The 12,532-nt window shown below is 57.2% G+C and carries 12 protein-coding genes; 5 read left to right on the top strand and 7 right to left on the bottom strand.

Features of this window, described 5'->3' with window-relative positions:
• Positions 1-3: 3 nt before the first annotated feature.
• Together ACYZTU_RS01340 and tag are read right to left on the bottom strand one after the other, a co-directional pair.
• Entirely contained in the window at positions 4-891 is an 888-nt protein-coding gene (locus ACYZTU_RS01340; RefSeq protein ID WP_282379710.1) for a lysophospholipid acyltransferase, read from the bottom strand.
• Positions 892-931: 40 nt separating this feature from the next.
• Positions 932-1,489 (bottom strand): DNA-3-methyladenine glycosylase I, encoded by a 558-nt coding sequence (tag, locus tag ACYZTU_RS01335; protein ID WP_461967482.1) that lies wholly within the window; start codon positions 1,487-1,489, stop codon positions 932-934.
• Positions 1,490-1,570: 81 nt separating this feature from the next.
• Between tag and glyQ the strand changes: the two genes are divergently transcribed.
• The 5 genes from glyQ (at position 1,571) to ACYZTU_RS01310 (ending at position 8,407) form a co-directional block, all read left to right on the top strand.
• Positions 1,571-2,524: a glycine--tRNA ligase subunit alpha gene (glyQ, locus tag ACYZTU_RS01330; RefSeq protein WP_461967480.1), complete on the top strand. Its 954-nt coding sequence runs from the start codon at positions 1,571-1,573 to the stop codon at positions 2,522-2,524.
• Positions 2,521-4,575, top strand: coding sequence for a glycine--tRNA ligase subunit beta (gene glyS, locus ACYZTU_RS01325; protein WP_461967478.1), 2,055 nt, complete (start codon positions 2,521-2,523; stop codon positions 4,573-4,575). Before glyQ ends, glyS begins: the two co-directional genes overlap by 4 nt.
• A 4-nt stretch (positions 4,576-4,579) precedes the next feature.
• Complete coding sequence (gmhB, locus tag ACYZTU_RS01320; RefSeq protein ID WP_461971200.1) at positions 4,580-5,119, top strand: D-glycero-beta-D-manno-heptose 1,7-bisphosphate 7-phosphatase; 540 nt, start codon at positions 4,580-4,582, stop codon at positions 5,117-5,119.
• An 82-nt stretch (positions 5,120-5,201) separates the two neighbouring features.
• A complete protein-coding gene (locus ACYZTU_RS01315; RefSeq protein ID WP_461967476.1) occupies positions 5,202-5,981 on the top strand; it encodes a lysophospholipid acyltransferase family protein in 780 nt (259 codons plus the stop codon).
• Positions 5,982-6,973: 992 nt separating this feature from the next.
• Positions 6,974-8,407, top strand: a complete 1,434-nt coding sequence (locus ACYZTU_RS01310) for an aminotransferase-like domain-containing protein (protein ID WP_461967474.1) — start codon at positions 6,974-6,976, stop codon at positions 8,405-8,407.
• A gap of 14 nt (positions 8,408-8,421) precedes the next feature.
• Here ACYZTU_RS01310 and ACYZTU_RS01305 read toward each other — a convergent pair whose 3' ends face one another.
• The 5 genes from ACYZTU_RS01305 to ACYZTU_RS01285 all read right to left on the bottom strand — a co-directional run bounded on the left by ACYZTU_RS01305 (position 8,422) and on the right by ACYZTU_RS01285 (position 12,379).
• A complete protein-coding gene (locus ACYZTU_RS01305; RefSeq protein WP_461967472.1) occupies positions 8,422-8,718 on the bottom strand; it encodes a hypothetical protein in 297 nt (98 codons plus the stop codon).
• A 76-nt stretch (positions 8,719-8,794) separates the two neighbouring features.
• Positions 8,795-9,595: a class I SAM-dependent methyltransferase gene (locus ACYZTU_RS01300; protein ID WP_461967470.1), complete on the bottom strand. Its 801-nt coding sequence runs from the start codon at positions 9,593-9,595 to the stop codon at positions 8,795-8,797.
• Between the two features lie 115 nt (positions 9,596-9,710).
• Positions 9,711-10,610: a DMT family transporter gene (locus tag ACYZTU_RS01295; RefSeq protein ID WP_461967468.1), complete on the bottom strand. Its 900-nt coding sequence runs from the start codon at positions 10,608-10,610 to the stop codon at positions 9,711-9,713.
• A gap of 63 nt (positions 10,611-10,673) precedes the next feature.
• The gene (locus ACYZTU_RS01290; RefSeq protein ID WP_461967466.1) at positions 10,674-11,297 is read right to left on the bottom strand and encodes a 2OG-Fe(II) oxygenase; all 624 of its coding nucleotides are present in this window, start codon (positions 11,295-11,297) and stop codon (positions 10,674-10,676) included.
• Positions 11,298-11,299: 2 nt separating this feature from the next.
• Positions 11,300-12,379 carry a hypothetical protein gene (locus ACYZTU_RS01285; RefSeq protein WP_461967464.1) on the bottom strand — a complete coding sequence of 360 codons (1,080 nt, stop codon included), beginning with the start codon at positions 12,377-12,379 and terminating at the stop codon, positions 11,300-11,302.
• Between the last annotated feature and the right edge of the window lie 153 nt (positions 12,380-12,532).

The following is a 12,532-nucleotide window of genomic DNA, read 5'->3' as shown; positions in this document are numbered from 1 at the left end:
AACTCAATACCAGCGTTCTTCACCCGGTGGACGCTTCTTGAAGCGCTTCATGCTCCACATGTACTGGCTCGGATAGGCCCGCACATAGCGCTCGACCACCTGGCTCATGGCCGCGCAGGACGTCTCGGTATCGGTGCTGTACATGGCCTCTGGCGCGGCTTCGATGATCACTTTGTAACCCGAACCGTCCGGCAGACGTAGCGCATGCAGGAACACGCCGACCGCTTTGCCGCCAGCGAGCATGTTCGGTACGAACTTGCTGGTCAGGGCCTGTGTGGCGAAGAACGGTACGAAGATCCCGGCGGACTCGGCCGGTTCCGGGTCAGCGGGAATGCCCACTGCACCCCCTTTGCGCACTTCCTTGATGACACTGAGGATGCCTTCCCTGGTGGAAGCGGCCACCCGGTTGCCCAATTGCACCCGCTGCTTGCGCAGCAAATCATCCACAGCCTTCAATTTCGGCGGGCGATAGAAAATGATCGGTTTGCACTGGTTGCAATAGAAGTGGTTCAGCACCTCCCAGTTGCCCAGGTGGCTGGTGATACCGACCACACCTTTGCCAGAGGCGAGGGCGTCCTTCAATACGTCGAGACCTTCGACTTCACGCACCAGGTCGATGGAGCGCTGGGCCGGCCAGATCCAGGCGCAGGCGCTTTCGGTCAGGGACTTGCCGATGTCTTTCAGACTCTGGCCGACCAGACGCTCCCGTTCAGCAGGGTCCATCTGCGGAAAGCACTTGGCGAGATTGATCCGCACCACATCGCGGGAACGGTTGGGGGTTTTCCACATCACCCAGCCGATGGCCGAGCCCACCGCCTGCACTGCCCGCCACGGGAGCAGGGCAAACAGCCGCAGAGCGCCTACCAGCAAGGCGCCTTTAAACTTATCCACAGGTCACTCCTGATCTTGTGCTGTGCGTGAGGCGGCTATTCTAACCGCCGTTCGCCAGTGTCGCGTAGCGATCGCAATCCTGGGTGTGGTCCATGACCATGCCCGAGGCCTGCATCAGCGCGTAGCAAATAGTCGGGCCGACGAAGGTGAAGCCGGCCTTTTTCAGGCGTTTGCTCATCTCCACGGCGGTCGGCGTCACGGCCGGCACTTCGCTGCGATCCTTGAAATGATTGATCACAGGCTTGCCGTCGACGAAGGACCAGAGAAACTCAACCGGGTCCTCCAGCGCCAGCCATGCCTGGGCATTGCGCCGGGCCGCGTTGAGTTTTAGGCGATTGCGAATGATGCCCGGATCGAGCATCAATTCATCAATTTCGGCGTCGCTCATTTGCGCCACGCGTTGTACGTCAAAGCCGAACAGCACCTCGCGATAACGCTCACGTTTACGCAGCACGGTGATCCAGGAAAGGCCGGCCTGGAACCCTTCGAGTAAAAGCAACTCGAACAATCCCTGCGCATCGCGTAGCGGCGTACCCCACTCCTGATCGTGATAAGCCATGTACAGCGGATCTTCGGAACACCAAAAGCAGCGTGGCATAAGGCTCCAGGGGGCGTGCGCAGGACCGAATCGGGTATACTCCCGCTCTTTAAATCGCAGCCCAAGAAACAGGTGAATTTCGTGAGCCAGCCTACGCCAGCCGTGCGTACCTTCCAAGACTTGATCCTCGCCCTCCAGCAATATTGGGCCGAGCAAGGTTGTGTGGTACTTCAGCCCTACGATATGGAAGTAGGCGCCGGGACTTTCCACACTGCCACGTTCCTGCGCGCCATTGGCCCGGAAACCTGGAACGCCGCTTATGTGCAGCCCAGTCGTCGCCCGACTGACGGCCGCTACGGCGAAAACCCGAACCGTCTGCAGCACTACTATCAGTTCCAGGTAGTACTGAAGCCGAACCCGGACAACTTCCAGGAACTGTACCTGGGCTCCCTGAAGCACGTCGGTCTGGACCCGTTGGTCCACGACATTCGCTTTGTTGAAGACAACTGGGAATCGCCGACCCTCGGCGCCTGGGGTCTGGGCTGGGAAGTCTGGCTTAACGGCATGGAAGTGACGCAGTTCACCTACTTCCAGCAAGCGGGCGGCATCGAGTGCTACCCAGTGACCGGCGAGATCACTTACGGTCTGGAGCGTCTGGCCATGTACCTGCAAGGCGTGGACTCGGTCTACGACCTCGTCTGGGCTGACGGTCCGTTTGGCAAAGTGACCTACGGCGATGTGTTCCACCAGAACGAAGTGGAGCAGTCGACCTACAACTTCGAACAGGCCAACGTCGAGAAGCTGTTCGAACTGTTCGATTTCTATGAAAGCGAAGCCAAGCGCCTGATCGAACTCGACCAGCCACTGCCGTTGCCGAGCTACGAAATGGTGTTGAAGGCCTCCCATACCTTCAACCTGCTGGATGCGCGCCGGGCAATCTCGGTGACCGCGCGTCAGCAATACATTCTGCGAGTGCGCACCCTGGCGCGTTCCGTTGCGCAAGCCTACCTGCTGGCTCGCGCCAAGCTGGGCTTCCCGATGGCGACCCCGGACCTGCGTGATGAAGTGTTGGCTAAGCTGGAGGCTGCACAATGAGTGTTCAAGATTTTCTGGTTGAACTGGGCACCGAAGAACTGCCACCCAAAGCCCTGAACACCCTGGCTGACGCGTTCCTGGCCGGTATCGACAAGGGCCTGCAAGCCGCTGGCCTGAATTACGAGACCAAAACCGTCTACGCCGCGCCACGTCGCCTGGCTGTGCTGATCACTTCGCTGTCGACTCAGCAGCCGGATCGCAGCATCAACCTCGATGGCCCGCCACGTCAGGCCGCGTTCGATGCCGAAGGCAATCCGACTCAAGCGGCACTGGGCTTCGCCAAGAAGTGTGGCGTCGACCTTAGCGAAATCGATCAGAGCGGCGCGAAACTGCGCTACAGCCAAAGCATCGCCGGCAAACCGACCGCGAGCCTGCTGCCGACCATCGTCGAAGATTCCCTGAACGACCTGCCGATCCCCAAGCGCATGCGCTGGGGTGCTCGCAAGGAAGAGTTCGTTCGCCCGACACAGTGGCTGGTGATGCTGCTCGGTGACCAAGTCATCGATTGCACCCTCCTCGCCCAGAAATCGGGTCGCGATTCCCGTGGTCACCGCTTCCATCACCCGGAAAGCGTGCGCATCACCTCGCCGGCCAACTACCTGACCGACCTGCGGGCCGCTTACGTATTGGCCGATGCCAATGAGCGTCGCGAACTGATCAGCAAGCGCGTCGAAGAGTTGGCGACGATGCAGGAAGGTACTGCAATCGTTCCGCCAGCCCTGCTCGACGAAGTGACCGCGCTGGTTGAATGGCCGGTGCCGCTGGTGTGCTCGTTCGAGGAACGTTTCCTCGATGTGCCGCAAGAAGCGCTGATCACCACCATGCAGGACAACCAGAAGTACTTCTGCCTGCTGGATGCCGACGGCAAGTTGCTGCCACGTTTCATTACCGTGGCCAACATCGAAAGCAAAGACCCGCAACAAATCATCGCCGGTAACGAGAAAGTGGTTCGTCCACGCCTGACCGACGCCGAGTTCTTCTTCAAGCAAGACAAGAAGCAGAAACTCGAAGACTTCAACCTGCGCCTGCAGAATGTGGTGTTCCAGGAAAAACTCGGCAGCGTCTACGACAAGGCCGAGCGCGTTTCCAAACTCGCCGCGTTTATCGCTCAACGCATTGGCGGCAACGCCGCGTGGGCTTCCCGTGCCGGCCTGCTGTCCAAGTGCGACCTGGCGACCGAGATGGTCGGCGAGTTCCCGGAGATGCAAGGTGTCGCCGGTTACTACTACGCCCTCAACGACGGCGAGCCGCAAGATGTTGCACTGGCCCTGAACGAGCAGTACATGCCGCGCGGTGCCGGCGCTGAACTGCCGACCACCCTGACCGGTGCGGCCGTGGCTATCGCGGACAAGCTCGACACCCTGGTCGGCATTTTCGGGATCGGCATGCTGCCGACCGGTAGCAAAGACCCGTATGCCCTGCGCCGTGCAGCGCTGGGTGTATTGCGAATCCTGATCGACAAGAAACTCGACCTCGACCTGAACGACGCCGTGGCGTTCGCCGTGAATGCGTTCGGTACCAAGGTCAAGGTTGCTGGCCTGAACGACTCGGTACTGGAGTTCATCTTCGACCGTCTGCGTGCCCGTTACGAAGACGAAGGCGTTGATGTCGGGACGTACCTGTCGGTGCGTGCCTTGAAGCCGGGTTCGGCGCTGGACTTCGATCAACGCGTACAAGCGGTGGAGGCATTCCGCAAGTTGCCGGAAGCCGCTGCACTGGCCGCGGTGAACAAACGCGTTTCGAACCTGCTGAGCAAGGTAGAAGGCTCTGTTCCTTCGGTCGTGGAAGCCAAGTACTTCGACAACGCCAACGAGTTCTCCCTGTATTCGGCGATCCAGCAGGCTGACCAGGCTGTCCAGCCGATGGCCGCTGCGCGTCAGTACAGCGAATCGCTGGCGCGCCTGGCCGCCTTGCGTGAGCCGGTGGATGCGTTCTTCGAAGCAGTGATGGTCAACGCTGAAGATGCCAAGGTCCGCGCCAACCGTTATGCGTTGCTGGCACGTCTGCGTGGGCTGTTCCTCGGTGTCGCTGACATTTCGCTGCTGGGCTGAGGGGTTGCTGTTGAAACTGCTGATTCTCGATCGTGACGGGGTGATCAATTATGACTCCGACGCCTACATCAACTCGGTGGAGGAGTGGATTCCGCTCCCCGGTGCGATCGAAGCCATCGCGCAGTTGAGCAAGGCCGGCTGGACGGTAGCAGTGGCCACCAACCAGTCGGGCATCGCTCGCGGCTATTACGACATCGCCACCCTGGACGCCATGCACGAGCGCTTGCGCTCGCTGGTGGCGGAGCAGGGCGGTGAAGTCGGGCTGATCGTCTATTGCCCGCATGGGCCGGACGATGGCTGCGATTGCCGCAAACCAAAACCCGGGATGTTGAAAACCATCGCCGCTCATTACAACGTATCGCTGACGAATCTATGGTTCGTCGGCGACAGTCTCGGTGACCTGGAAGCCGCCAAAGCCGTCGATTCTCAGCCAGTTTTAGTTAAGACCGGGAAAGGCGAAAAGACTTTGGGCAAAACCCTACCGGCGGGCACCTTGATTTTTGACGATCTAGCGGCGATTGCCGCAGAACTTATCCACAATTAGAGCGTTTTCGAGATTCCTGACCAAGGATTGATCGGGAGTGTGCTTTATATAGACGGGCAGAGCCCGCACGGTAAACGTCGCCATGTCGATATTGCAGGCCATCAGATCCTTCCTCTTTTACCTGCTGCTGGGCACCAGCTCTTTGCTTTGGTGCAGCCTGAGCTTTTTTATCGCGCCTTTTCTGCCGTTCAAGGCCCGATATCGCTTCATTAATGTGTACTGGTGCCGCTGCGCCCTGTGGCTGAGTAAAGTCTTTCTCGGTATCAGCTACGAAGTGAAGGGTGCCGAGAACGTGCCAGACCAGCCCTGCGTGATTCAGTCGAACCACCAGAGCACGTGGGAGACGTTCTTTCTCTCGGCGTACTTCGAGCCGTTGAGCCAGGTGCTCAAGCGCGAATTGCTCTACGTTCCGTTCTTCGGCTGGGCCATGGCCATGCTGCGACCGATCGCCATCGACCGCGACAACCCGAAAGCGGCGCTCAAGCATGTGGCGAAGAAGGGCAATGAACTGCTGAAAGACGGTGTCTGGGTCCTGATCTTTCCAGAGGGGACACGTATTCCTTACGGGACGATCGGAAAATTCTCTCGGGGTGGTACCGCTTTGGCGGTCAACGCCGAGCTTCCTGTGCTGCCGATTGCGCACAATGCTGGCAAGTTCTGGCCGAAAACCGGTTGGGCGAAGAAGCACGGCGTCATCACCGTAATCATCGGCGCGCCAATGTACGCCGAGGGTAGCGGGCCGCGAGCCATTGCCGAGCTGAATGAGCGGGTCCAGGCCTGGAACGAGCAAATGCAGCGTGAAATGGGTTCGCTGCCTCCGGCCCCACAAGCACCGGCTGCTACCGATCAAGTGGCTGTCTGAGATTCTGTGGATAACCTGTGTACCGTTTTACCGAAAACTAACGTTTTTTTATCATATCTTTATGATTTATATACATATTTATTAAGATCATAAAACTCGGTAAATGGTGCATAAGTTTTTTTCGGGCGCAAAAAAACCGGCTGATATAGCCGGTTTTTTTATGGGCGCGATTTGCGATATTTTCGCTTCTGCGATCATTTTTTGAAGAGATAAAAAAGGCCAACACTAGGTCTTGGCCTTTTTCGTCAGGTAGGTTCGCTGATGTAGGTTCACAAAATAGATGTAGCCCAGCAAACGTTGGCAGAAATCATCTTTTTTATAAGTCCGCCGGCTGGGATTCACAAAGTAAATGAGAAAAGCCTACTCGCCTAACAGAATAGATGCGTCCGAGTAGAAACGTACTCACTTCAACCTTCAGCCGTTCAACCGTTCAACCGTTCAACCGTTCAACCGTTCATCCAGCGCGTTTGTGTATATAAAGGAAGGAAACGTAAATTTGGCGGTGGAGCGCGCATGCCACTGATCCTCAAATCTGTAGTGGTCTTTTGAGGTGAGTCAGGCTAAGACTGCAGATGACAGCATCTAAATTCTTCTGCTGCAGAAAATCGATTTCCTAGGAAGAAGGTCGAAGCTCATGAGCGCGTATGCAGCTATTCTGGGGAGTGAGCCTGCGCCGCTAACAACGTCGCCCGGCTGTCCAAGCGAAGTTTACCGTTGACTTTCAGTGATACGCAGTTCGACTCAGTACCCGCAGTCGGCAAAAATATATGACTAAAACGACGTTCATTCACGATTTCACAAAAGGCGGGCGCTGCGCCGGGCGATACGAGAACAGGCCAAAACATTTGCCAGCTCTGCGGCATACGGTGGAAACTCCGCTTAAAAGACCCTAAGTTTTGCTGGACCGTCGAGTGCTTTCAGGAGGACAGTCGATCACCATCTTCAGGTTGACCAGTTTCTACTGATGGCGATTATTTCAGTAAAGGATTGAGATGTTCGAGATAGATCGCAACAGCAAAATGTTATTGGTGGACCAGATCCAAAGCGAAATCATCGGCCGGATTGAATCTTTTCAATGGATTCAGGGCAGCCGATTGCCATCAATCAGGGCGCTTTCCAAACAATTAGGCGTTAGTATTTTCACGGTGAGCAGTGCCTACGAGGATCTAGTTGCACAACAGGTCATCGAGTCCCGACCTGGTGCGGGCTACTACATTCTCGCGTCCGCTCTTTCGGGCGCTTCCAAAGACTTGGATAAGATCAGCGCGCCGTCCAGTTTGCACGCCGGGTTTCTTTACCGGGCGCTGGACCCGTGTCAATACGATATTCCTGTCAGTTCAGGTTATTTCCCACCTGCTTGGTTGGCGGATGCAGTACCAGTATCAGTGACCGGACGACTGATTCGGAGCACACTGTCGTGCAGTACTCCGGCTCCCGCTGCGGGAAGGCAGGAGTTGCGATCGGTGATTGCGCGGAAGCTGCGGGAAATACAGATCAACGCTTCCAGTAGCCAGATTGTGGTTACCGTGGGGGCCACCCATGCATTCTCGCTGATTCGCTGTGTCATGCTTGAGCCTGGCGATTACCTGTTGGTCGAGGACCCAAGCTACTTGCTGCTCCAGTTGCGGCTGATCAAAGACCGGGATTTCAATATCATCACAGTCCCCCGCATGGCAGATGGTCCGGACCTAGATGCCATGGAGGCCATGTTGATCAAGTATCGGCCAAAGCTGTTTCTTACCCAGACCTTGATCCACAATCCTACAGGCGGCAATACCTCGCCGGCCAAAGGGTTCAAGATTCTTTCGCTGGCGCAGAAGTATGACTTTCATATTGTCGAGGACGATATCTTCGGTTCGTTATGTGTCAGGCAAACACTGCGCTTGAGCAGTCTGGATGAATGGAATCGCACCTTCTATATCAGCGGGTTCAGCAAGGTGCTTAGCCCCGCGTTGCGCCTGGGCTATGTGGTGGCACCGCCAAAGTTTGTCGAACGTCTGATCGAGCAAAAAATGTACAACGTGCTGTGTGGTTCATCATTGGACGAGACGATAGTGACCTCCACCCTGGAGTCCGGCCGCTATCGACACCATCTGGATGCGTTGCGCCAGCGGGTGATGCAGGAGCGTGTCCGAGCGCGGGAGTGGCTGGGCAAGAAGGGCGTGGTGTTTGATGATTCCGGTGCTGAGGGGGTGTTCTTGTGGGGGCGGTTTCCCCGGCATGTGGACCTACGCCGCCTGGTCGAGCAGGCGCACGATGCTCGGATTTTCTTGGCACCGGGATCATTGTTCAGCAACACGCGCGATTACGATCAGTACATTCGCCTCAACGTCAGTCATTGCAACGATATCCGCTTCAAGCGCTTCATCGACGCCCAACTGGACTGCGAAACGCCGCTCCCGACCCAGATTGAACAGGGCGCTTGACCCTCAAGACTTGGTTAGTGCCCGGTATCATGAGGCGTGCGTTGCGCCGGTTCGAGTTTCTGTTGCCAACGCTTGAAGTAATCCGCCAGGGTTGCCACCTCTCCCAGATCCTCATAGGAGTAGATGTTGCCCGTGAGGATCTGCACGTCATCGTCGTCGTGGAGCAGTTGAATCGATGAATCCTCAACGATTTCCAACCCGTTGACCACCAGGCTGATGTCATCGATCCAGTACAACGGTTTGCCGTCCTGGCCCAACCATACCTGAGCGTCGGCGTAAAACGACTTCAGGGCCAATCCATTGATTTTCATGGGCATATCGTTAACCCCGTCTCGACTGCAGAGAGTGTCCTTGATGCCTGCTGATGGATGACATCAGCCGTATTCTTCAGGTCAAACCGCACGGGCCAGACCTTTTTTCAGCCCTGAAACGCAGCCGTGTGTAGTCCACCTGCCAATGTCCGCTGGAGTCCAGGCGGCGGCTGACCAGTTCCTCCGTGACTTCCTCCAGAAACTGCGCTCGGGCATCCACCGGCAATGCGGCCAGGTAGGGGCTGCCATAGTTTTTTATCCATTCGCTGACCGGGTAATCCAGCACCATCGGACGCTCGAACCAACTGATGAACGTGACGTGGAACCCCGCGTTCTCCAACACCTGTTGGTACTCGTGGGCTGTGGGCAAATACCAGGGGTCAATCTCCTGCGCATCGACTGATCTGCGCTCCAGCGCGTCATGGATTGCTTGACGGATCGACATGGCATTCTTCGCACCGGAAAACTCGCCGACAAAACGCCCGCCGGGTTTGAGTGCCATGAAAACGCCATGGGCTACGTGATCGGCATGGCGCATCCAATGCAGGGCGACATGGCTGAATACCGCATCAAATTCCTGGTGGAAATAGAGTTCTTCGGCATTGCCCAACTTCACTTCAAGGCTGCGCGAACGTGCGGCTTGCACCTTCTCGGGGCTGGAGTCGAAACCCACCACCTCGGCGCCTTGGCATACGAGTTGTTGGCTCAAATAACCATCACCACAGCCGATGTCCAGCACCCGCTCGCCAGCTTTGAGTGCCAGCAGCTCGACCGCGCCATTGGCCCGGTGAATATGCGAGCAGGTGTTGATTTCATAAGGTAAGGCGTCCCTTTCCTGCGACGCGGAGAAGGGCCGAAAAAAGCTTGAGGCGGTCATGGGATGATCTCCGTCTGGGGGGAGGTGATGTCACTGGCGGGCTACGGCCCCCCATAGGCATCACGTTCGGCGAAGTGAAAAAAACGCGCGCCGGTTGCCCGGCGCACGGCCCTGTTCAGATGCGTTTGGACAACCAGACAAGCACGATCACCACGACACATGCAGCCGGGGTCAGCCAGTTCCAAAGCTCTCCCATCAGCCAGATCGAAAAGGCAAAAGTGAAGAACGGCTGAAGTAACTGCAACTGGCTGATGCGTTGGATCCCCCCCAAGGCCAGGGCACGGTTCCATGAAAAGAAGCCCAGCAGCGAGTTGACCAGCGCCAGGAAGAGCAGGGCCGCGACCCCTTGGACAGGCAGGTTGGCAATAGTTTCTCCGTCATACAGCCAGAGGCTGACCGGAAGCAGTACGGGCAGGCTGATGACCAGAGTCCAGCACATGACCTGCCAGCCCGGCAGTTCCTTGGACAGCGCGCCACCCTGGGCGTAGCCAAAGCCGGCCAGCAGTACGGCGCCCAGCAGCGCCAAGTCACCGATGTAGATATCCTCGACGTTCGAGTTGATCACGGTATAGGTCATGACCACCAGGAAACCCAGGCTCGACACCAGCCAGAACATTTTGGAGGGTCGGGTCCCTGTGATCAGCGTGCCGAAGATTGCCGTAGACAGCGGCAGTGCCGCGAGCACCACGCCGCCGTGACTGACCGGGACGTATTGCATGCCCAGTGCGGTAAGGATCGGAAACCCATAAACGATGCCGGTGGATGTCAGCAGCATTCGTTTGATTTGGGATCGATTAGGCAGCGTGGCGCGGCCGAGAATCAAAAAGGGAATTGCCGCAAACGCTGCCAGCACCGAGCGGAAAAAACCGACCTGCAAGGCGCTTAGGTCGCCCGCCAGAATCTTGGCAGCCGGTAGGGTCATCGCAAAAGCCGCGACCGAAATGAGACCCAGAAAGTAGGCTTGCATATCCTGGTTCTTTGATTCTTGAAAGCTGGCGACATTGGTTTGCGTCATGGGACGTTTCCTTTGGTTTCGCCGGGGGGTGCATCCGTCCGTGCGGGCGGATGCACACGCCGGTCAGATCTGTTTGTTATTGAGGTTGGGTTTGTCCAGTGGGCTGGTGCTCAGGAAAAATACCAACGATGAACGAGTGCCACTTTCCACCTTGCGCACCCCATGGGGGATTTCGCAGCGATTGATCAGCACATCGGCATAGCCGGTTTTAAACTGCGACTCCTGACCTTCATGCTCGATGAAGAACTCGCCGCCTTCGTATTGCCTGCCGAACTGAATGACCACGGAGTAGCGATATTCTAGGTTGCTGTAGGTATCAATGTGCTTGCCGATGTAGTTGCCAGCCTCCAGCAAGTTGGATTGGCAGCGACGGATAAAACACTCGCCCTCCATGATGCCGTTGAAAAACTCACGACTCTTGCCTGACGAGAGGATTTCCACTACCCGTTCGCCATACGGCGCATTTCGATACACGGGCAACTGGCCTTTTTGATCTTCCATAAAGCGTCCCACCGCCAGAAAATTCTCTTCGCCCACATCGCCGATTTCTATGATGGTTTTCGGGATGACCTGGCAGGCGGCCTCCATGTAATCCATATCCTCTTTGGAGAACAGTTGTGACGCTTTGAGAGAGGCGTAGGCGCTGCTGTGCAGCTGTTGGTTCGCCGCTTGAATCGTGTCTTGCATGGTCAGGCTCCTTGAGAGGTGGACGTGGGATACGGGCAGTTAAAAGTGTCAGAGACAGTGGTTTCGAGAGGTCCGAAAGGCTCATGCACCCCGCGGCACAAGTGGTCGCGAATCAGGTACAGCCCCGCCATGAACCCCCAGACTTCCAGGAACGGGCCATAGGGCGAGGGTTGTTGCTCGATACTGGCGCGGTAGTTGGCAATGTGCCGGAAATGCACGTTAGGGCGACGGTGATGCGCGTCGTGGTTGGGCAAGTCTTGCGGGTACACATACAAACGTACCGGCAAGTCCAGGCACACACACTTCAAGCCCCAGATCACACGGGCGATGATGCCGCGCTCCGGTGGTTTGCGGCCCTGGAAGCGACCCCATGTCAGGCGCCCGTAGCGGTCTTTTTCGCTGCGCCCGGGGTCGCGCTGATAAAACCAGAGATGCTCGGTAAACAATTGCAGCCACATGGAGTGCTCAAACAGCACGGCGCGAGGGATCACGTACATCAAGGCGAACGCCGGGAGCCAGCCCGCAGCCCACAAGAGCGCCAGCATCAACCCCCAGAAGCACCCGCGAAACAGCGTTTCACGGCGGTCAAGACGGACGAAGCAGTCAAGCCATGTCTCCCGCCATTGACTCAGCAGGTACGCAGGACGAAACGGTGTGCAGCAGACTCGCGACCAGTACGCCAGTTCGGACATTCCCGGGTAGAACCCTTGTGCCTGGATAAAGCGTTGGTCGGGGTCTTCGTCAGAACACAGCACACGTATATTGTGGTGCTCGCGCACATGGCTCTGGTTATAGCGCTCCCAGTCTTGGTACAGCAGCGGCGAGGTCAGGAAAAACCTGGCGTAGCGTTGCGCGCGTGTCTTGTCCTTGAGTACGGCGCCGTGCGTAAGGTAGTGAAAAGTGGCTTGCATGCTGCGCAGGCGATTGACCATCAAGCCCCAGGCCATTAGCACTAGCAGGACTGCGGTACCGGTATCGAAAGCACCCTCCAAAACGGCCTGGCCGAGCATGACCAGGGCGATCATCACGACCCATGTAAAGCACAGATGAGCCACCAGGTAGGGTTCCCCGGTTCTGTTCATTTCACGCTGCAATGCCTCGGTGCTCAGTGCCTGTCCCTTTCCCGTCAGCCACGTCCAGAACGTCTGAAATGGCAGGTGGGCATAGGCGGCCCGAACATCGCCCCGTGGCCCGTACTGACAGTAGTGAGTGCAGTGACGTGCACTGTTACCCGG

The organism is Pseudomonas sp. HLT2-19-2 (assembly GCF_054898005.1).
This window is presented reverse-complemented; position numbering and strand designations above follow the sequence as displayed.